21 protein-coding genes are annotated in these 19436 nt (G+C 60.5%); 20 read left to right on the forward strand and 1 reads right to left on the reverse strand.

What is annotated here, in order from left to right; genetic code table 11:
• Window positions 1-8: 8 nt before the first annotated feature.
• From Q0K17_RS00225 to Q0K17_RS00320, 20 genes are all read left to right on the forward strand, one after another.
• Window positions 9-1607, forward strand: coding sequence for an FAD-dependent oxidoreductase (locus Q0K17_RS00225; RefSeq protein WP_294538370.1), 1599 nt, complete (start codon window positions 9-11; stop codon window positions 1605-1607).
• 38 nt (window positions 1608-1645) lie between these two features.
• On the forward strand, window positions 1646-2833 hold the full coding sequence (locus Q0K17_RS00230; protein WP_294538373.1) for a hypothetical protein: 1188 nt from the start codon (window positions 1646-1648) through the stop codon (window positions 2831-2833).
• 27 nt (window positions 2834-2860) lie between these two features.
• Window positions 2861-4906, forward strand: coding sequence for a single-stranded-DNA-specific exonuclease RecJ (recJ, locus tag Q0K17_RS00235; RefSeq protein ID WP_294538376.1), 2046 nt, complete (start codon window positions 2861-2863; stop codon window positions 4904-4906).
• A 54-nt stretch (window positions 4907-4960) separates the two neighbouring features.
• Complete coding sequence (locus Q0K17_RS00240; RefSeq protein ID WP_294538379.1) at window positions 4961-7129, forward strand: bifunctional (p)ppGpp synthetase/guanosine-3',5'-bis(diphosphate) 3'-pyrophosphohydrolase; 2169 nt, start codon at window positions 4961-4963, stop codon at window positions 7127-7129.
• 5 nt (window positions 7130-7134) lie between these two features.
• Complete coding sequence (locus tag Q0K17_RS00245) at window positions 7135-8862, forward strand: DUF6311 domain-containing protein (protein ID WP_294538382.1); 1728 nt, start codon at window positions 7135-7137, stop codon at window positions 8860-8862.
• 27 nt (window positions 8863-8889) lie between these two features.
• The gene (gene dtd, locus Q0K17_RS00250; protein ID WP_294538385.1) at window positions 8890-9345 is read left to right on the forward strand and encodes a D-aminoacyl-tRNA deacylase; all 456 of its coding nucleotides are present in this window, start codon (window positions 8890-8892) and stop codon (window positions 9343-9345) included.
• A gap of 8 nt (window positions 9346-9353) precedes the next feature.
• Window positions 9354-9959 carry an MBL fold metallo-hydrolase gene (locus Q0K17_RS00255; RefSeq protein ID WP_294538388.1) on the forward strand — a complete coding sequence of 202 codons (606 nt, stop codon included), beginning with the start codon at window positions 9354-9356 and terminating at the stop codon, window positions 9957-9959.
• Window positions 9960-9976: 17 nt separating this feature from the next.
• Window positions 9977-11470: a coproporphyrinogen dehydrogenase HemZ gene (hemZ, locus tag Q0K17_RS00260; RefSeq protein WP_294538391.1), complete on the forward strand. Its 1494-nt coding sequence runs from the start codon at window positions 9977-9979 to the stop codon at window positions 11468-11470.
• Complete coding sequence (locus Q0K17_RS00265; protein WP_294538393.1) at window positions 11421-12350, forward strand: nucleoside kinase; 930 nt, start codon at window positions 11421-11423, stop codon at window positions 12348-12350. The genes hemZ and Q0K17_RS00265 overlap by 50 nt, the downstream gene beginning before the upstream one ends.
• Window positions 12351-12511: 161 nt before the next feature.
• A complete protein-coding gene (locus tag Q0K17_RS00270) occupies window positions 12512-12991 on the forward strand; it encodes a zinc ribbon domain-containing protein (RefSeq protein WP_294538396.1) in 480 nt (159 codons plus the stop codon).
• A 71-nt stretch (window positions 12992-13062) separates the two neighbouring features.
• Window positions 13063-13749 (forward strand): YabN family protein, encoded by a 687-nt coding sequence (locus Q0K17_RS00275; RefSeq protein ID WP_294538399.1) that lies wholly within the window; start codon window positions 13063-13065, stop codon window positions 13747-13749.
• 63 nt (window positions 13750-13812) lie between these two features.
• Complete coding sequence (locus Q0K17_RS00280) at window positions 13813-14085, forward strand: HU family DNA-binding protein (RefSeq protein WP_294538402.1); 273 nt, start codon at window positions 13813-13815, stop codon at window positions 14083-14085.
• An 87-nt stretch (window positions 14086-14172) separates the two neighbouring features.
• Window positions 14173-14418: an RNA-binding S4 domain-containing protein gene (locus Q0K17_RS00285; RefSeq protein WP_294538405.1), complete on the forward strand. Its 246-nt coding sequence runs from the start codon at window positions 14173-14175 to the stop codon at window positions 14416-14418.
• 89 nt (window positions 14419-14507) lie between these two features.
• The gene (locus tag Q0K17_RS00290; RefSeq protein ID WP_294538408.1) at window positions 14508-14819 is read left to right on the forward strand and encodes a YabP/YqfC family sporulation protein; all 312 of its coding nucleotides are present in this window, start codon (window positions 14508-14510) and stop codon (window positions 14817-14819) included.
• 218 nt (window positions 14820-15037) lie between these two features.
• The gene (locus Q0K17_RS00295) at window positions 15038-15304 is read left to right on the forward strand and encodes a hypothetical protein (protein WP_294538411.1); all 267 of its coding nucleotides are present in this window, start codon (window positions 15038-15040) and stop codon (window positions 15302-15304) included.
• A gap of 49 nt (window positions 15305-15353) precedes the next feature.
• The gene (locus Q0K17_RS00300) at window positions 15354-15635 is read left to right on the forward strand and encodes a septum formation initiator family protein (RefSeq protein WP_294538414.1); all 282 of its coding nucleotides are present in this window, start codon (window positions 15354-15356) and stop codon (window positions 15633-15635) included.
• A gap of 86 nt (window positions 15636-15721) precedes the next feature.
• Complete coding sequence (locus Q0K17_RS00305) at window positions 15722-16192, forward strand: S1 RNA-binding domain-containing protein (protein WP_294538416.1); 471 nt, start codon at window positions 15722-15724, stop codon at window positions 16190-16192.
• 139 nt (window positions 16193-16331) lie between these two features.
• The gene (locus Q0K17_RS00310) at window positions 16332-17459 is read left to right on the forward strand and encodes a class I SAM-dependent RNA methyltransferase (RefSeq protein ID WP_294538418.1); all 1128 of its coding nucleotides are present in this window, start codon (window positions 16332-16334) and stop codon (window positions 17457-17459) included.
• 12 nt (window positions 17460-17471) lie between these two features.
• On the forward strand, window positions 17472-18326 hold the full coding sequence (locus Q0K17_RS00315) for an NYN domain-containing protein (protein ID WP_294538420.1): 855 nt from the start codon (window positions 17472-17474) through the stop codon (window positions 18324-18326).
• Window positions 18327-18364: 38 nt separating this feature from the next.
• Window positions 18365-19159 carry a GNAT family N-acetyltransferase gene (locus Q0K17_RS00320; RefSeq protein ID WP_294538422.1) on the forward strand — a complete coding sequence of 265 codons (795 nt, stop codon included), beginning with the start codon at window positions 18365-18367 and terminating at the stop codon, window positions 19157-19159.
• Window positions 19160-19213: 54 nt separating this feature from the next.
• On the opposite strand, the gene Q0K17_RS00325 is transcribed toward Q0K17_RS00320, so the two are convergent.
• Window positions 19214-19436 (reverse strand): hypothetical protein (locus tag Q0K17_RS00325; protein WP_294538424.1); only part of this gene is annotated, 223 nt, incomplete at its 5' end.

A 19436-nucleotide genomic window follows, 5' to 3' on the forward strand; every position in this document is an offset into this window, starting at 1 on the left:
ACCCGAAAGTGCTCTTGGTACGCAATATCCGCTTGCCGCTGACCTGCTCCGATCCGGAGGCAGAGGCCGTGCGGCGGGCACTCAGGATCCTCCGTCTGCCTGCCGGAAACGCAGCAGGCGGCGGCATCGCAAAACTCTCGGTGGATGCCCGACACGGAACCCCCGTTCTGGTCTACACCGTCGCCATCACGCTCAACGACGAGGGTGAGGAATCGGCTTTGGCCGGGGCCTCGCCCTGTGTCTGTTTCACACGCAAGCCGGAATTTCATTTTCCGGTAGGAAAAAATCCGCTGCCTCACCGTCCGGTGGTGGTGGGCCTGGGACCGGCGGGGCTGTTCGCAGCCTTGCTGCTGGCACGCCACGGATACCGCCCCCTGGTGCTGGAACGGGGCCCTGCCCTGGAACAGCGGGTGCAGGCGGTGCACGCCTTTGAAGCAGGCGGCCGTCTGGACCCGGAGGCCAACATTCAGTTCGGGGAAGGCGGTGCCGGTACCTTTTCGGACGGAAAACTCACCACCCGCACCGGCGATGCCCTGTGTGCCTATGTCACCGAGACCTTCCTCAAACACGGCGCGCCGCAAGACATTGCTTGGCGGCAGAAGCCTCATGTGGGCACGGACCTGCTTCGGGGCGTTATTGCGGCCATCCGGTCGGAGATCGAATCCCTGGGCGGCACGGTCCTCTTCAACACAAAACTCACCGGGATCGAGACCCGCGGCGGCTCTGTCTGCGGGGTGATGACCACGGCCGGAGAGTTTGCCTGTGAACAGCTGATCCTGGCTGTGGGGCACAGTGCCCGGGATACCTTCACCATGCTGGACCGGATGGGTCTGCCCCTGGAATGCAAGCCGTTTTCGGTGGGCTTCCGGGCGGAACATCTGCAAACCGAAATCGAGCGCAGTCTCTATCATGGGGCAGCCGGACATCCGGCGCTGCCCCGGGGCGAGTATCAACTCAGCCAGCATGTGGATGGCGGCCGCTGCGTATATACCTTCTGCATGTGCCCCGGAGGCACCGTCTGCGCCGCGGCCAGCGAGGAAGACGGGGTCGTCACCAACGGCATGAGCCTGCATGCCCGGGATGGCCGCAACGCCAACGCGGCGGTGGTGGTCAGTGTGGACGGCCGGGACTTTGACAACGACCCCGCCAAGGCGGTGGCTTTCCAGCGGCAGCTGGAACAGGCCGCTTTCAGGGCGGGAGGCGGCAGCTACGCTGCGCCCGCCGAGACGGTGGCTAGCTTCCTGCAGGGAAAAGGCCGTCTGGACCTGGGCGCCGTGCAGCCCACCTACCCGCGGGGCGTGGTGCCCTGTGATCTGGGCAGCCTTCTGCCCGACGAACTATCCTCCGCCCTGCGCCAGGGGCTGACCGCTTTCGGCCGCAAGATGGCCGCTTACCGTGCCCCCGACGCGGTGCTCACCGGTCTGGAGACCCGTACCTCCAGCCCGCTGCGGCTGGTGCGGGGGCAGGATTTCCAGTGTCTCTCCCTGCCGGGATTATACCCCTGCGGTGAGGGCGCCGGCTATGCGGGCGGCATCATGACCGCCGCCGTGGACGGCCTGCGCTGCGCCGCTGCCCTGATGGAACGCAGCGCGCCGCCCCGCGGCTGAAAAAACGTACCCGCCAAAAAGGAAAGGAATCAAACGATATGCCTCCCAGAAATCCCTATCAGGACCCGGACGGCCCTGCCCAAGAGCAAGAAAATACCTCTCCCCGGGGATCTTATACAAGTATTCCGGATCTGGACGATGCGGTCAGTGAGATCGTGCAGGCCGGCACCCAGATCGGGTCCGGCGTGTTGGACGGTCTGGCCGGCGTGGTCCAGTCGGTGGGAGATGCCATCCGCAGCCGTGGCGTGGAAAACAAGAATGTCCCTTTTGAAACCTGGCGCCAGCGGATGGACCGCAAATTGAAAAACAGCGATCAGGACGGCTATCTGGGCATGGCGGTGGCAGGCTGGATCTTCGCCGGAGGCTTCGGCATCGCGGCGCTGGTCATGTTCATTCTGGCCATGGTAGGCCCCCAGGCTATGGGCATGCTGCCCGAAGAACATGTGGTTTTTCCCGTGCTGGCGGCCTGCTTTGCCCCGATGGCGGTCGGGTTCAGCGTTATGGGGGTCTTCGGTGTCCGGCTGTGGGGCCGGTACAATCGGCTGCGGGGCTATCTGCGGGCTGTCCGGGACTGGACCTGGGACATTTCTGCCATAGCCCGGGATACCATGCAGCCACAGGACCGGGTCCGGGAGGAACTGCAAAAAGCCATCGCAGACGGAAAAATTCCCGGTGCGCTGGTCTCTTCGGACGGGAAGACCCTTTACCTGAACGATGCCCTGTACACTCCGCCGGCACCCCAGCCGGAACCGGTGCCGCAGGACAAGCCGGAACCGGTTCCGGCGGACAGCCTGCGCCGGGAGGGCGTGGACTTTCTCAACTACCTGCGGGCCTGCCGGGGGCGTCTGGGAGAGACCGCCGATGAAGAGATCATCGCCATGCAGAAAACCTGCGGTGCCATTCTGGGCTTTGCCCATAACCATCCGGACCAGCAGCCCCGGCTGCGGCGGTTCCGGGAATACTATCTGCCCACCACCCGAAAGCTGCTGGACACAGCCCTGGGCCTGGGGGATACGGATGCGGCTGCCGCTGACAAGATCCGCGGCGAGATCACCGGCATCCTGCACACCCTGAATCTGGCCTACACCAAGCTGTACGAAACGCTGTTGCAGGATGTGAGCCTGGATGTTTCCACCGAGATCGACACCCTGGAAACCATGCTGCGCCAGGACGGCCTGACCCATGATTTCGGGCAGGATTTCGGCACCGGGACCAAGACTGTATGATTGTGAATTTATAAGGAGAGAACCGCTATGAACTACCGTGCCTGGCAGTTGAATCAAGCTGCCGATCAGGACGCCGAAGCCCTGCACGCCGAAGGCTTCGGCGTGCTGCTCAGCCGTGTGCTGGCGGCGCGCGGGGTCCATACGGCCGAAGCCGCGCATCACCTTCTGGATGGTCGGGATGAACTGACCGATCCCTTTTTGCTCAAGGACATGGACAAGGCGGTGGAACGCATCCAGCGTGCGGTGGAAGAAGGCGAGCCCATCGTCATTTTTGGCGACTACGATGTGGACGGCGTCTCGGCAACGGCCATCCTGTTTGAGTGCCTGTCCAACCAGGGGGCGCAGGTTCGCTGCAAACTGCCCAGCCGGGAAGGCGGGGGATATGGTCTGAATGCCGATATACTCAAGCGATTGGCAGAAAAGGGATACACGCTGGTGGTGACGGTGGACAACGGCATTGCCGCTGTGGAGGAAGCCCGCTGCGCAAAGGAGCTGGGCATAGATCTGGTCATCACCGACCACCATCTGCCGGGGGAGGAACTGCCGGAGGCGGTGGCCGTGGTGGACCCCAACCGGGCCGATGACGAAAGTCCCTTCAAATTCCTGTGCGGTGCCGGGGTAGCATTCAAACTTTGTGCTGCTCTGGAAGGCTGCGACCCCGCCGAATTGTTGGACATGTTCGGGGAACTGGCGGCCCTGGGGACCATTGCGGATGTAATGCCCCTGATCGGAGAAAACCGCACGCTGGTGCGGGAAGGGCTGGCGGTCCTGCAGGAGACCATGCGGCCTGGTCTGCAGGCGCTGCTGGAAAATGCCGGGTATGCCGGCAAGCCTGTCACCGCGGAAACGGTCAGTTACGGCCTTGCCCCGCGGCTGAATGCTGCCGGTCGGATGGATACGGCCGCAGTGGCACTCAAGTTGCTCCTGTGTGAGAATGAGGAACAGGCGGCCGGTATTGCGGCACGCCTGAGTGAAATCAACGCGGAACGCCAGCAGACGGAGCAGCAGATCCTGGCGGCGGCGCTGGAAACCATCCAGGCCGATCCTGCCCGCACCCATGACCGGGTTCTGGTGGTATCGGGGGAGGGCTGGCATCCCGGCGTTATCGGCATTGTGGCCAGCCGTCTGATGGAACGGTATGGCCGTCCGGCTATCGTCATCTCCACCGAAAACGGGGAAGGCCGCGGCAGCGGCCGTGCACCGGCGGGCTTTAACCTTCATGCCGCGCTGGCAGCCTGCTCCGCCTGCCTTATCCGCAGCGGGGGCCATGCGGCGGCAGCCGGTCTGCTGGTGGAAGAAGAAAAAATCAGTGTTTTCCGTGCGGCCGTCAATGCCTGGGCCGCCAAGGAATATCCGGTGCCGGAACCCAGCTCTCTCAAACTGGACGCAGCCGTGAATCTGGCAGAACTGGACCTGACCTCGGTGCGGGAACTGTCCCGTCTGGCTCCCTTCGGAAGCGGAAACCCGGTGCCGCTTCTGCTGGTGGAAAATGCCGTGGTGGACGGCTTGTGGCCTTTGGGCAGTGAAGGCAGGCACACCCGGGTGCGCCTGCGTCAGGGCGATTCAGCCTGCTTTGTCTCGGTCTTCGGCACCGCGCCGCAGGAGCTGGTCTATCAGCCGGGGGCGGTGGTGGATGCCGCCATTGAAGTCAGTGTCTTTCAGGGCAGAAACGGTCCGATGGTGTCGGCACACTGCAAGGCCATGCGTCCGGCAGGGCTGGGTAACGAACCGGCCCGTCAGGCTGCGGCCTTTGATGCGGTCTGCGGCGGCACTTCGCTGCCGCCTGATCGTGCCGCAGCGTTTTTGCCGGACCGCAATGATACAGCCACGCTGTACCGTCGCATTCGGGCGGGAGGCGTACCGGCGGATGACCTGCAGCCCGTATTTGCGGCATCCGGGCCGCAGAACACCGGCAAAACGCTGGCCAGTCTGACCGCCTTGTATGAACTCGGACTGGTGGAACTGCAAAACGGGCGCTGGATGCCGGCGGCTGTCACCGGTAAAAAGAATCTGGATGATGCGCCTATCCTGCAAAAGCTGCGGGCTATGGCGGCAGGGTCGGAGGGAACGTGACCCTGCCGACGGCAGCACGCAAGCGATAAACCAAAACCAGGGGGAGGAACCGAAATGGAAAACGAAGTCAAAATGCCCATTACCTATGAGCAGCTCAAACAGGATATGACCGAAAGCGGACGGCCATATGACTTTGCGATGATTGACCGTGCCTATGAACTGGCAAATTCGGCCCACAGCGGACAGCGGCGCCGCAGCGGCGAACCCTATATCTGCCATCCGCTCTCGGTGGCCCGGATCCTGGTGGAACTGGGGATGGACAGTGAGAGCATCGCCGCCGCCCTGATGCACGATGTGGCCGAGGATACGGCCGTGGGGATTGATGAGATCCGCTCCAAGTTCGGCAATGAAGTGGCGCTTCTGGTGGACGGTGTTACCAAACTGACGCAGATCAAGTTCTCCAATGTGGAGGACCGTCAGGCAGAGAACCTGCGCAAGATGCTGCTGGCCATGAGTCAGGACGTGCGGGTCATGATCATCAAGCTGTGTGACCGCCTGCACAATATGCGCACCGGGGATGCCTGGCCGGAGCAGAAGCGCCGGGACAAAGCGCTGGAAACCATGGAGGTGTACGCTCCCATTGCACACCGTCTGGGAATTTCCAACATCAAGGAAGAGCTGGAAGACCGCAGCCTGCATTATCTGGACCCTATTGGTTATGAAACCATCCGGTCTCTTTTGAACAAGCACGGCGACGCCTTTCTGGAGGATGTCTGCCAGACCATCCGGGAACACCTGGAGGATAACGGAATCGAGAACGCCACCATCCGCCACCGGGTCAAGAGCATCTACGGCATTTACCGCAAGATGTATATGCAGAATAAGGACTTTGAGGAAATTTATGATGTATACGCGGTGCGTATCATCATCAACACGGTGGCGGAATGCTACACGGCGCTGGGCCTGATCCATGATATGTATCATCCGCTGCCCAACCGGTTCAAGGATTACATCTCCACGCCCAAGCCCAACGGATACCAGAGTCTGCACACCACCGTGATCGGTCACGAAGCCATTCCCTTTGAGGTGCAGATCCGTACCTGGGACATGGACCGCATGGCGGAGTACGGCATTGCCGCTCACTGGAAGTACAAAGCGGGCATTTCCACCAGCAACGAAAAGCTGGAAGAACGTCTGGCCTGGGTCCGCCGTCTGCTGGAAAGCCAGCGCTCCAGCGTAGATGCCACCGATCTGCTCAGTGATATCAAGTCCGACCTGCTGCCGGAAGAAGTCTTTGCTTTTACCCCTCGCGGAGATGTGATCAATCTGCCTGCCGGAGCCACCGTCATCGACTTTGCCTACGCCATTCATTCGGCGGTAGGAAACCGGATGATCGGGGCCAAGGTCAACAACCGCATTGTGCCCATTGACCATAAGGTTGCCACCGGTGAGATCATCGAGATCATCACCGGACCGGAAAATCGCGGACCTTCCCGCGACTGGCTCAATATTGTCAAGACCAGCGAGGCCAAGAACAAGATCCGGAACTGGTTCAAGAAAGAACGCCGGGAAGAGAATATTGCCGAAGGCAAGGAAGCCCTGGAACGGGAGATGCGCCGCAACCTGATGACCGTCCCGGCGGAACAGTACGACGACTTTATGGCATCGCTGGCCAAGCGCAACCACTGCAATACGGTGGAGGAGATGTACGCCACCATCGGGTACGGCGGGCTGCAGATGGCCCGTGTGCTGCCCAAGCTGAAAGACGAGTACAACCGTCTGAAAGCCTCCGAGCCCAAACCCATTACGGTGGATGTCAAAAAGGTCCACTCCACTGCCGGGGTGGTGGTGGAAGGCATCGACAACTGCCCCATCAAGTTTGCCAAGTGCTGTTCGCCCCTGCCCGGTGACGAAATCATCGGTTTTGTTACCCGTGGCTTCGGCGTGTCCATCCATAAAAAAGACTGCGGCAATGTGCGTGAGAGCATGAAATCCCCCGAAAATGCCGGCCGCTGGGTGCGCGCCTATTGGGCAGACAATGTCCGGGAAGATTACAAAGCTACCCTGGAACTGGTCTGCATGGACCGTGCCAATCTGGTTTCGGATGTGGCGCTGGCGCTGGGCGATATGCGTGTGCCCATCTATTCCATGGATGCCCGCGCCGCGGACCAGGGGCGTGCCCGCATGTCCCTGACCATCGGCATCAATAATACCGAACATCTGAACAATGTGGTCCTGCGCCTGCAGAAGGTCCGGGATGTGATGTCGGTGACCCGTATCTGAAAGCCATGACAAATCAACTTGAAAAATCTTCTGCTTTTCGTCGGCTGCTCCCTGCTTTGCTGGGGGCGGCGGCCGGCGTGGCGGTGTTCCTGTGGGTGTATGGTACCGCCCCCCTGCATGTGAGCTGGGACAACTGGATCCTGCGCGGATACGATGAACTGGATGTCCAGCAGCATTATGCGGGATGGCTGCTGTTCCGCAATTCCCATTGGACCTTTCCGCTGGGGATGGCTGACACCGTGGCCATGCCGGACGGTACTGCCATCTCCTACACCGACAGCCTTCCCTGGGTCAGTATCTGTCTCAAACTGCTGCGGGGGTTCCTGCCTGCCACTTTCCAGTGGTTCGGGCTGTATGTGCTGGGGTGTTTTGCGCTGCAGGGGGCGGCGGGCGGTCTTCTGTGCGCCCGCGGCCTGACCGGCAGGGGAGAGGCGGCGGTCACCGGGCTGCTGGGAGGCGGCCTGTTTGCCTGCCTGCCTACTCTGTGGGAGCGTTCCTTCCGCCATACGGCGTTGGCGTCCCAGTGGCTGTTCCTGTTTGCACTGTATGTGTATCTGGAAAGCAGGGATGCCCTGCGCCGCACCGGCCATGCTCCCAAACGGCGGTGGTGGCTTGTGGTGCTGGCCTTTGCCGCCGTGGGGATCCACCCCTATTTCCTGCCGCCGGTCATGGTCTGTGCACTTCTCTGGTGCGTGGACCGGGTGCGGCTGGGCGGTGGCCGGGTCGGCGCCGTGACGGACTTTGCGGCTGCTCTGGCGGCCGCCCTGGCGGGCGGTGTGCTCTGCGGGGCCATCGGAACCGAAAGCTCCTTGAGCCGGAACGGCTACGGGGAGTTTTCCATGAACCTGAACGCCCTCATCAACCCCTACTCCCGGGGACAGTATACCTGGTCCCGGCTGCTGCCGGTATTGCCCCAGCAGACCAATCAGTATGACGGGTTCAATTATCTGGGGCTGGGTGTGCTGGCTCTGTTGGCCTTGGCCCTGGTTCTGTCCGTCGCCGCTGCCTTCCGCCTTCCCCAGGAGGTCAAAACCTGGTGGAAGCGCAACTGGCCAGCGGCGGTGGGCTGCGGACTTCTGACCCTGTTTGCGGTAAGCAACCGGATCAGCTGGGGAAATAACGGTTTCACCATTCCTCTGCCCGGATGGCTGCTGGATCTGTGCGGCATTTTCCGGGCCAGCGGCCGGATGTTTTATCTGCCCGCCGCCTGCCTGGTGGTGTGGGGCGTATATACCCTGCGGGCAGCCTGCCGCCGCCTGTCCGGATCGACGGTTTTCCCTGCTTTGCTGCTGGCGGTATTGCTGGCCGTGCAGGTGTGGGATCTGTCTGCTGTGGCCGCTGAAAAGCACAACTACTTTACAGATGCTTCGGCACAGCCCACGGAAAACGTTGCCTGCCATCCCATGACGGCGGGCATCGGTACCGGCCGCAGTGCGCTGCTGGCGGCTGGGGAAGTGCGGGAAGACCGTCTGCGGCTGCTGGCCATCCTGGCCGGCAAGGAAGGTTTGCCCACCAACCTGGATATCGCGGTGTCCGGCGCTCATGAGGCGGCTGCTCAGAGCCGTGCCGATACCGCGGCCCTGCTGCTCAGCGGCCGGTACGACCCCACTGCGGTCTACGTCACCACCGATGAGTCGGTGTGGAACCAGTGGCAGCAGATTTTTGCCAACGATTCCAAGCCGACCTTCTTTGTGGCGGATTCCTGCTACTTCATGCTCTGTCTGGAGCCGTGATTGTCAATTGAAAAGGAGAACATCTTCATGCGCGCCGTGATTCAACGTGTATCCGGGGCATCGGTGGTCGTCAACGGCGGCGAGCCCCGCACCATCGGTCCCGGTCTGGTCATTCTGCTGGGTGTCTGCGATGGTGAGGACGCAGCCATCGTTCCCAAACTGGCCGCCAAATGCGCCAACCTGCGTATTTTTACCGACGACCAGGGCAAGCTCAACCGCAGTGCGGTGGAGCTGGGTCTGTCCGCCCTGGTGGTGTCCAATTTCACCCTGTACGGCGATACCTCCCGCGGCAACCGCCCCAGTTTTATCCGGGCCGCCAAGGGTGAAGCCGCCGAAAATCTGTACAAAGCTTTTCTTGCCGAACTGGGCAAACAGCCTTTGAAGGAACTGCAGCATGGCGAGTTCGGCGCCGACATGCAGGTATCCCTGACCAATGATGGCCCTGTGACCATCATGATCGATACCGACGAATGGAAAAAGTGAGGTACTCCATGAAACTTCTGCATATTTCCGGCCCTTGGCCGCTGTGCACCAACACCTTTCTGATCATCACCGAATCCGGTCATGGTATTGCCATCGACCCGGCCGCCGATGCAGCGCGGTATCTGGATCCGCTGAAGGAAGCCGGTGCCACCCTGACCCATATCTTCCTGACTCACGGCCACTATGACCATGTGGGGACCGTGGCCGCCCTGAAGGAACAGACCGGTGCCAGAGTGATGATGGACCCGGCCGATGCCCAGGGCAGCCAGATGTTCCCGCTGACCCCGGATATCATCGACGAACCCTGGCCTGAAAGCGGCACCGTCACAGTGGATGAACTGACCTTCCAGCTGTGGCATACCCCGGGCCACAGCCCGGGCAGTGTCTGTCTGGCCTGCGGCGGATGCCTGTTCAGCGGCGACACTCTGTTTGCCTCTTCCTGCGGCCGTGTAGATCTTCCCGGCGGCAGCCCGGAACAGATGCGCCGCAGCCTTTCGCTGGTGGCCAATCTGCCCCTGCCGGACGAGACAAAGGTCCTGCCCGGGCATGAAAGCTTCTCCACTCTGGGCCAGGAACGCCGCAGCAATCCCTATCTGCTGGGCGAATGGTATTGATGCAGGAGGTCCTCCCCATGCAAATTGTTTTGCGCGGCCCGTCGGCCGGTTACGAGGCCGAACATGTGGCCCGTATGTTTTTCCCGGATGGGGTACTGGCCGGTGCCGACTGCGCCCTGGATGACCCCAGTCTGGATCTGATTGCTGCTGTGGACCATGCAGTGGCCCAGATCGTTTATCTGCGCCAGAACGGGGATCTGTACTGGAAGATCGCCACGGTGGACCGGGACATGCCTCCCAAACAGCGGGAATATGCCCTGTGCCGGTTGCTGTACACCCTTGCCTGCGAGCACACCGGTATCCGTCCGCCCTGGGGGATGATGACCGGGGTTCGCCCGGTGCGCATCATCCATGATATGCGGGATGCCGGCGCCACTGAGGAACAGATCAGACAGCGCTTTCTGGAGGAATACGACTGCACCCCCAAGCGTTATGAGATGGCTCTGTCCATTGCAGACCTGCAGCGCCCGGTGCTGGAAGGCTCCGCGCCTATGGACTGCAGTGTGTATGCGGGCATTCCGTTCTGCCCCACCCGGTGCAGCTACTGCAGCTTTGTCTCCCGCACGGTGGGGGACAAGTCCACCCGGGCCCTGGTGGAACCCTATGTGGATTGTCTTTGCCGGGAACTCACCGCCACCCGTCGGGTGGTGGATGAATGCGGCCTGCGGGTTCGTACTCTGTACATCGGCGGCGGCACGCCCACCAGCTTGACGGCGCCCCAGCTGCGCAAGCTCATGGCACAGATGGCCGAAAGCTTCCCTTTGTCCCAATTGGAGGAGTACACGGTGGAGGCCGGACGCCCCGACTGTACCGATGAGGAGAAGCTGCGCATCCTGAAGGAATACGGGGCCACCCGCATCTCCATCAACCCGCAGACCTTCTCGGATGAGGTGCTGCGCAACATCGGCCGGCAGCACACCGCCCAGGATATCCTGGACTGTTACCGCACCGCCCGGGCCGTGGGGCACGACAACATCAATATGGACCTGATTGCCGGCCTGCCCGGAGACACGGTGGAAGGCTTCCGCCGCAGCCTGGAAACGGCCATCTCTCTGGACCCGGAGAACATCACCGTACACACCCTGACCCTGAAACGGGCATCCAACCTGGTGGTGGAACACCGGGCTGCCGCATATGCTGATGTGGCGGCCATGCTGCAGAGCTGCGACCTGCTGTATCAGGCCGGCTACCGCCCGTACTATCTCTATCGTCAGAAAGGTACCCTGCAGAATCTGGAAAACATCGGATGGAGCAAACCGGGCCGGGAATGCCTGTATAACATTTATATCATGGAGGAGGTCCACACCATCCTGTCTGCCGGTGCGGGCGGCTCCACCAAGCTGGTCATGCCGGGGCAGCGCCGCGGCAAGATCGAGCGCATCTTCAATTTCAAATACCCGACGGAATACATTGATCGCTTCGACACGGTCCTGGACCGGAAGAAGGGAGTGAAACGCTTCTATGACGCTTGTCTCCAAACAAACACCACCCAAACGCCTGGTGGGGTGTGAGCTCATCAATCTGGCCGGTGCCGATCAGGCACGCTTTGTGCAGGTGTGCGAGCAGCGCTATCACGACCGTCTGGACGCCGCTGCCCATGCGGCACTGAACAGCGGTGCACAGATCATCATGCTCACGGGTCCTTCTGCCGCCGGCAAAACCACCACCGCCCGCAAACTGTCCCAGCGCATTGCCGCGTCGGGACGCCGCAGTGCGGTCATCAGTCTGGATGATTTCTTTGTGGGAGAAGGCCGCTATCCCAAGCAGGCGGACGGCAGCGATGATTATGAGTGCGTGGAAGCGCTGGACCTTCCGGTCCTGCGCCGCTGCCTGCGGGATCTGGCCGATACTGGTGTCTGTGATACCCCGATTTTTGATTTCCTGACCCAGAAGCCCACCGGCACTACCTGCCACATTGACGGCCGGGGCGGCGTGGTGGTGATTGAGGGATTGCATGCCTTCAATCCGGCGCTGGGTGTGGACAGTCTGCCCAAGGGAGCGGCCATCCATATCTATGCCGGCCTGCGGGAAGAGTACGCTGCACCGGATGGGTCCCGGGTCCTGGCCACCCGGGATATCCGTCTGGCCCGCCGCCTGACACGGGACTTTTTGTTTCGCGGACATGATGCGGATTTTACCCTGCGGCTGTGGCCCCACGTCTGCCGGTCGGAGGACCGCTATATCAAAGCGTTCAAGAGTCGGGCGGATCTGGTTCTGGATACTTCTTTCAGCTATGAAGTCTGCCTGTGGGGGCATTATACCCGTGAGATGACAGCGGTGGAATATGCAGGCCGCCTGCAGGAGCTGTGCCGCCGCTTTGCCGCATTCGATTCCCTGCCCGGTACGGCAGTCCCGGCGGACAGTATGCTGCGTGAGTTTATTGGACAGTAAACAGTAGAGTGTGCTGATACTGGCAAATATTAACGAAAACGTAACATTTTCGCCGGTTTTCAGATTGCAAAGCGCGGCGCAATCGGCTATAATGCAGATAGCAACGGGTCGTGCAGGGCATGGCCCGCCCCAGTATCATACGAATGTGAGGTGCGTTTCCCATGACGTTTGAACTCGATTTTGACAAGATCAAAGAACAGAGCATGCAGTTTGTTGATATCGCCAAAAAGACCGCGCTGGACCTGGCCGATAAGGGCAAAAACCAGCTGGACCTGATCAATCAGCAGACCCAGCTTTCCAAGGCCCAGCGTCAGCTCGGCGCTCTGGTGTATACCCTGCATAAGTCCGGCGAGGAAAACCAGCCCTTGGTGGATAAGTATATTGAGCATATCGCTTCCATCGAAGCAGCCATTGAGGAGATCAAAGGCCGCATGACCGCCGATGAGGCTGCTCAGGCAGAGGAAGCTGCGGCCCAGGCCACCGATATGGCCGATACCGCCGAGGCTGCCGACGAAGCCGGCGAATCCTATGAGGATGAGGAAGAGGAGACCCAGAGCCACCTCACCAAGGTTTGCCCCGTCTGCAACGCCAAGGTGGATGTGGATGCGCTGTTCTGCAACCATTGCGGTGCACAGCTGTAAAATTTGCTTGACGAATTCAAATTCTGTTGTACAATAGAAATCCGGCGCTTTTCGCCGCCTCAGGAAAGAACATGATCGAATATCCGAAAAAATCCCCATATACGGCCGATGATCTGGTGGCCATCATTGCCATTCTCCGTGATCCCGAAAACGGCTGTCCGTGGGACCGGGTACAGACCCATGAATCCATCCGGATGAACTTTCTGGAAGAAGCCTACGAGGCGGTGGATGCCATCGACCTGCAGGACCCCGAACTTCTGTGTGAAGAACTGGGTGATGTGCTGATGCAGGTGGTGTTTCATGCCCGCATGGAGGAAGAACAGGGCCATGGTGGCTGGACACAGATTTGTGACGGTGTATGCCGGAAACTGATCTGGCGCCATCCGCATATTTTTGGCCCGCAAACCGGCTCCGAAGGCATAAACGACTGGGATACGCTCAAGAATATGGAAAAGGGCCGGACCACCCTGGCAGCGGATCTGGCCAGTGTGCCCCGTGCGCTGCCTGCATTGATGCGTGCCGCCAAATTGCAGAAACGTGCTGCCAAGCATGGCGCAAAGATGCCGGTCCCTGAACCTGAAGCTTTGGCCCGTCTTGCGCAGACCGCTGCGCAGGAAGGCCCGGATGCCGAGCAGGCTGTGGGACAGCTGCTGTTTGAGGCAGTGGCTCTGGCCCGGGCAGCCGGGATCGATCCGGAGCAGGCCTTGTCCCGGTACAACGATTCGTTTGAGCAAAACACCCCGAACCAAACCGTCTAAAGGCGGAACTGTGACTATTCGAGGACCCGCTTTTGGCATATAAATCACTTGGAGGTATAAACAATGACCAAAGTTGAACTGATCGCCGCCGTCGCTACCAATGCCGGCCTGACCAAGAAGGACGCCGAGAAGGCTGTCAGCGCCACGCTGGATGTGATCACCGATGCTCTGAAGAATGGCGAGAAAGTGTCGCTGGTCGGCTTCGGCACCTTTGAAGTGCGCGAGCGCAAGGAACGCCAGGGCCGTAACCCCCAGACCCGTGAGCCCATGACCATCCCCGCTTCCAAACTGCCCGCTTTCAGCGCCGGCAAGGCCCTGAAGGACGCCGTCAAGTAATCAAGCGCTTCAGCGCATCGCCTGCCGCCGGCCTGTCTGGCCCGGCAGGCGTCTTTTTTATCATTTCTGCGGAAAGGAACCCCACCCATGCGTTTGGATAAATATCTCAAAGTCAGTCGCCTGATCAAGCGCCGCACTCTGGCCAACGAAGTGGCTGATGCCGGCCGTATCCTGGTGGGCGGCAAGCCTGCCAAGGCCAGTTACGCGGTCAAGGTGGGCGATGTGATCGAAATCACCTTCGGCAACCGCCCGGTCAAGGTGCGTGTGCTTTCGGTGGACGAACCCAAGGGCAAGGACGTTGCCCGTGAACTGTACGAAGTGCTGGAAGGCTGAAAAAACTTTCCGGCCTGCCCCATAAAAGGGGCATAACCCGGCTCCCTGGTGCATATGTTTTACCATACCGCACCAAGGGGGCTTTTTCTATGCCAGAACAAACCAGCCAGACCGCTATTCTGCCGGCGCCGGAAACCACGGCTTTCAAATCCCACACCCTCCAGCTGGAAGACCGCGCCCGCCTGACTGTCACCGGGGTGACCCGTATTGTCAGCTGTGATGAAAACGGAGCCCTGCTCAAAACGGCCCAAGGGGACCTGACCATCGGCGGACAGGGCATCCAGATCGGAGAACTTTCGGTGCGCACCGGGCAGGTGCACATTACCGGAAAGATCGAATTCCTGCAGTATGCCGAAAACCGGGAAAGCAGCGGGGGATTGCTGGCCCGCCTTCTGCGCTGATGGCGGCGGCTCCGGCTCTCTGGGCTGTTGGGCGGGACGTGCTGTGGTGCCTGGGACTGGGGCTGCTTTTGGCCGCAGCACGGGATGTGGCCGGGATCCTTCTGGGCAACGGGCGCTTCTTGTGCTTTGTATGGGACGTGCTGGCCTTCGCCTGTGCGGCGGTCCTGCTGTGCGGGTTTGCGGCCTCAGCCTCGGCCGGCGGTGGAACACGCTGGTATATGGCTGTTGGCCTGGGGGCAGGCGCATTGGCATGGCACGGAGCTGTTTCCGGGACCCTGCACGCGCTGGCAAACCGTCTGGGACGGGCTGTCCTGACTGCGGCCCAACGTGTGCAGGACGCAGCCGCGGCACCTTTTGTGCATCTTCGGCGGCTGTATGTGACAAAAAAACAGACAAAAATCGCCCTGAAAGCGAAAAAAAGCACACAAAAAGTAACAAAGCGGAAAAAACAGTTGCAAAAACAGAGGAAAATATTATATAATTGATTCTGCATAAATCTGCTATATCCGACATTGCAAAGGAGGCGGAGCAGACATGACCCGAAAAAACGGACTCTTGCGGCGTTTGCTCCCGCTGTTTATCCTGATCCTGTGTGCCTCGTTGGTTTACAGTCTGGTTCGCTGCCAGATCGCCATCAACGCAAAGCAGCAGGAACTGGTCGGCGTACAGGCGCAGCTGGACGTCCAGCTGGCCCAGAACGAGGAACTGCAGCGCACGCTGAATGATGGGGAAGACGCCATCATTGAGCGCATCGCCCGCGATGAGGGTTACTCCAAGCCGAACGAGCGCATCTGGAGAGACATCAGCGGCAAATAATCCGAACAGCAAAGGGCGTTGGCTCTTTTCTGAAATAAAAACAGGCGGGACCCCATGGGGTTCGCCGGAAAAAGGGGTATCATAGTTTGGCATTTCAGGTTGGGGATATCGTCGAAGGCAAAGTCACCGGCATCAAGCCGTTTGGCGCTTTCGTCTCTTTGCCGGAAGGCAAGAACGGCCTTGTCCACATTTCCGAGGTCTCGTACGAGTACGTGCAGGATCTGTCTGCCGTGCTGAGTGATGGTCAGACTGTCAAGGTCAAAATTCTGTCCATTGCGCCGGACGGCAAGATCGCGCTGTCCATCAAACGCACGCAGCCCGCACCCGAACGCGGTGCACGGCAGGGCGGTGCCCACCAGCAGCGGCAGCAGGGTTCGGCTCCGCGTGCCAAGCGCGAAGCCCCGCCCCGCGTGTGGCAGCCCAAACCCACGCAGCCGCAGGGGAATCTCAGCTTCGAGGATATGATGGCGCGGTACAAGTCCCAGAGCGAGGAAAAGATCGCGGACCTCAAGCGTGTGACCGAAAACCGCCGCGGCGGCTATTCTCGTCGGCGCTGATTCCCAAAACCTTAACCGCACACAGCGGCAGGCCCTGTACAGCCTGGTCCAACCGGCCGGGCGGTGCGGCCTGCCTTTTTTGCATGGCGCGGGATGGCCCGTGCTATGGTTGTTTCCTCATACAACGAAAGGATGTCTCATGCCCACTACCTACACCCTCGTCGCTCCCTGTTTTTTTGGCACCGAGTCCACCCTGGCCTTTGAAGTGCGCCGCATCGGTGCCCAGAACGTGCAAGTCACCGATGGCCGTGTGATTTTTGAGGGCGATGCTTCCGTCATCGCTGCCGCAAACCTGAATCTGCGCACCGCCGAGCGGGTCCTGCTGCTGCTCAAGACCTGGCAGGCCACCACCTTTGACGAACTGTTTGACGGCGTTTACTCCATCCCCTGGGAGGAGATCATCCCCGCAGATGCCCAGTTCCCGGTCAAGGGGTCCAGCCTGTCCAGCCAGCTGTCCAGCGTGCCCGCCTGCCAGAGCATTGTGAAAAAGGCAGTGGTCAAGCGGCTGATGGCCGGCCATCACACCAATACCTTGCCCGAGACGGGCAAACTGTACAAGCTGCGGTTTGCCCTGCGCAAAAACACGGTGGAGATGATGCTGGACACTTCCGGCGATGGTCTGCACAAGCGGGGCTACCGCCGCAACGCCACCCTGGCACCCATCAAGGAGACTCTGGCGGCTGCCATTGCGGACCTGGGCCGGGTACGTCGGGATACCTTGGTGCAGGACCCCTTCTGCGGGTCCGGCACGCTGGTTATTGAGGCCGCCCAGAAGGCGCTGAACATTGCCCCCGGCCTGCGCCGTCGTTTCGCCGCCGAACAGTTTGATTTTGTCCCTGCGGAGGTCTGGCGGGCCGAGCGGGCCAAAGCCATCGAACAGGCCAAGCCGGACGCAGCCTTTGAAGGTTTCGGGTATGATATTGACCCCGCTGCCGTGGCGCTGGCCACTGCCAATGCCAAGCTGGCCGGGGTGGGGGATCGCTGCCACTTTGAGGTGGCGGATGTGAAGGACTTCGTGCCCCGGGATGGCGCTACTGTGCTGACCAACCCGCCTTACGGCGAACGGCTGGGAGACGCTGCGGAAGCTGCCGCGCTGGCAGCTGTGCTGGGCAAGGCGTGGCACGCCCATCCCGGTGCCGGTCTGTATGCCATCACCGCCGATGCCGATTTTGAGAAGCACTTCGGCGGCAAAGCCACTAAGCGCCGCAAAATTTACAACGGCATGATTCCGTGTCAGGTGTATATGTATTTCGACCGTAAAAAGTAAGGAGGGCCCCCGATGGAAGATCTGAAACTGGCCGTTCTCATCGACGCCGACAACATCTCCCCCAAATACGTCAAGGTCATTCTGGATGAGGCCGCCTCCTTCGGTGTGGCGGCGGCCAAACGAATTTACGGCGACTGGAGCGATCCCCGGCTGAAAAGCTGGAAAGATGCGCTGCTCAACAACTCCATCATCCCCATGCAGCAGTACAGCTATACCACCGGCAAAAACGCCACAGATTCGGCTATGATCATCGACGCCATGGACCTGCTCTATTCCGGCAACCTGGATGGGTTCTGCATCGTCTCTTCGGACAGTGACTTCACCCGTCTGGCCGCCCGCTTGCGGGAGGCCGGCAAACTGGTTATTGGTATGGGAGAGAGCAAGACCCTGGGGCCCTTTGTCAAGGCCTGCGACCAGTTCAAATATCTGGACCTGATTCTGGACCACAGCGATCACAATGAGCCGGACACCGCCGGCGCCCGTGATGTGACCGACGCCGCCGAGGCGGCTGCCATGGCCGCGGCCGGGGACGATACCGCCATCAACCGGGATTCGGTGTACAAGCTGGTGCGCGGTATGATCGATGAGATGGATGACGGAACCGGTTGGGTGCGCACCTCCCGGGTGGGGGACCAGCTTATCAAGCGGTATCCGGACTTTGACGTGCGTAACTTTGGTTCCAAGAGCCTCAACCGTTTTCTGGCCTCTTTCCCGGAACTGGAAGTGGAAGAGCGGATCCTGGCCAATGGCAACCCCATCCAGTTTGTGCGCATCCGTCCCCAGCCAAAACCGGCCAGCAAGAAGAATCCGCCTCGCAAAACACCTTCCCGCCAGACCTCCAAAAAGCGGGCAACGCACAAAAAGTAAACCGCCCGTACCGGCGGTGCCGAAAGGAGATTTGCCTGATGCAGCGCTGTACCGAAGCGGACCGGCAAGCCGTACTGGATTATATTGCGGCTGAACCGGAAATCAACCTTTTCATTTATGGCGATGTGGAAACGGTGGGGGTGGACAAGCCTCCCGTACAGGTATGGGTGGAACCGGGCCCCCGGGGCTGGGATTTCTTGGTCCTGCAATATTTTGACAGCTACATCCTGTACAGCCGGAATCCTGATTACAACGCGGCGGCCGCAGCCGCATTTCTGCGGGAACGCAAGGTGCGGGGGATCAGCGGCAAGCAGGAACTGCTGGACCGTCTGGCTCCGTATTTCCCCGGGAAAAGCAGCAAACTCACCTATATGAGCCGCTGCAACGCTGTGGACCCTGCTTTTGCGGGACAAACTCCTGCCGGTATTACGGTGCGGGAACTGGGCCCGGAGGATCTGGACCAGACGCTGGACCTGCTGCGCGGTATTGAAGAATTTGCCGATTCCTACCATGGAGAAGCCAGGGAGAGGGAAGAGTTGGCTCAGTGCTGGAAATGCGGCGGCATGATGATGGGCGCTTTCCGGGCAGGGCAACTCGTCTCCACGGCCCAGACCACCGCTGCCAGCAGCCGCAGCGCCATGGTGGTGGGAGTAGCCACCCGCCCGGAGGCGCGGGGCTGCGGATATGCCAGTGCGGTGGTGGCGGAACTCTGCCGCCGCAGCTTTGCCCAGGGGCGGGCATTCCTCTGCTTGTTTTACGATAACCCGGCCGCCGGACGCATCTATCACCGTATCGGATTTTCCGAGGTGGGCGGCTGGACCATGATGAACTGAATCAACCAAAGCGGGCACCTGCCGTCAAAGCAGATGCCCGCTTTCCTTATTGTGTCAGTCTATTTTGTAAATCCGATGGTCGTCGTCGCTGTACCACAGTGTGTACCGCTGCCGGTACCAGTCTTCATCAGCCTGGAACCGGGTATACACCGCGCTGTCAAACAGCACATAGTCCACACCCCAGGCCTGCAAAACAGCCACATCCGGCGTTTCATACAAGCTGACCATGGCGTGGTATTCGTCGGCATAGTCCATACCATGGTAATACACAAAGCTC

Source organism: uncultured Gemmiger sp. (assembly GCA_944388105.1).
Taxonomy (GTDB): domain Bacteria; phylum Bacillota; class Clostridia; order Oscillospirales; family Ruminococcaceae; genus Gemmiger.

Bases quoted from the DNA above. Each gene is read 5' to 3' on its own strand.
- Q0K17_RS00230 (WP_294538373.1), top strand. From the start codon at position 1,646: ATGCCTCCCAGAAATCCCTATCAGGACCCGGACGGCCCTGCCCAAGAG.
- recJ (WP_294538376.1), top strand. From the start codon at position 2,861: ATGAACTACCGTGCCTGGCAGTTGAATCAAGCTGCCGATCAGGACGCC.
- Q0K17_RS00240 (WP_294538379.1), top strand. From the start codon at position 4,961: ATGGAAAACGAAGTCAAAATGCCCATTACCTATGAGCAGCTCAAACAG.
- Q0K17_RS00245 (WP_294538382.1), top strand. From the start codon at position 7,135: ATGACAAATCAACTTGAAAAATCTTCTGCTTTTCGTCGGCTGCTCCCT.
- dtd (WP_294538385.1), top strand. From the start codon at position 8,890: ATGCGCGCCGTGATTCAACGTGTATCCGGGGCATCGGTGGTCGTCAAC.
- Q0K17_RS00255 (WP_294538388.1), top strand. From the start codon at position 9,354: ATGAAACTTCTGCATATTTCCGGCCCTTGGCCGCTGTGCACCAACACC.
- hemZ (WP_294538391.1), top strand. From the start codon at position 9,977: ATGCAAATTGTTTTGCGCGGCCCGTCGGCCGGTTACGAGGCCGAACAT.
- Q0K17_RS00265 (WP_294538393.1), top strand. From the start codon at position 11,421: ATGACGCTTGTCTCCAAACAAACACCACCCAAACGCCTGGTGGGGTGT.
- Q0K17_RS00270 (WP_294538396.1), top strand. From the start codon at position 12,512: ATGACGTTTGAACTCGATTTTGACAAGATCAAAGAACAGAGCATGCAG.
- Q0K17_RS00275 (WP_294538399.1), top strand. From the start codon at position 13,063: ATGATCGAATATCCGAAAAAATCCCCATATACGGCCGATGATCTGGTG.
- Q0K17_RS00280 (WP_294538402.1), top strand. From the start codon at position 13,813: ATGACCAAAGTTGAACTGATCGCCGCCGTCGCTACCAATGCCGGCCTG.
- Q0K17_RS00285 (WP_294538405.1), top strand. From the start codon at position 14,173: ATGCGTTTGGATAAATATCTCAAAGTCAGTCGCCTGATCAAGCGCCGC.
- Q0K17_RS00290 (WP_294538408.1), top strand. From the start codon at position 14,508: ATGCCAGAACAAACCAGCCAGACCGCTATTCTGCCGGCGCCGGAAACC.
- Q0K17_RS00295 (WP_294538411.1), top strand. From the start codon at position 15,038: ATGGCTGTTGGCCTGGGGGCAGGCGCATTGGCATGGCACGGAGCTGTT.
- Q0K17_RS00300 (WP_294538414.1), top strand. From the start codon at position 15,354: ATGACCCGAAAAAACGGACTCTTGCGGCGTTTGCTCCCGCTGTTTATC.
- Q0K17_RS00310 (WP_294538418.1), top strand. From the start codon at position 16,332: ATGCCCACTACCTACACCCTCGTCGCTCCCTGTTTTTTTGGCACCGAG.
- Q0K17_RS00315 (WP_294538420.1), top strand. From the start codon at position 17,472: ATGGAAGATCTGAAACTGGCCGTTCTCATCGACGCCGACAACATCTCC.
- Q0K17_RS00320 (WP_294538422.1), top strand. From the start codon at position 18,365: ATGCAGCGCTGTACCGAAGCGGACCGGCAAGCCGTACTGGATTATATT.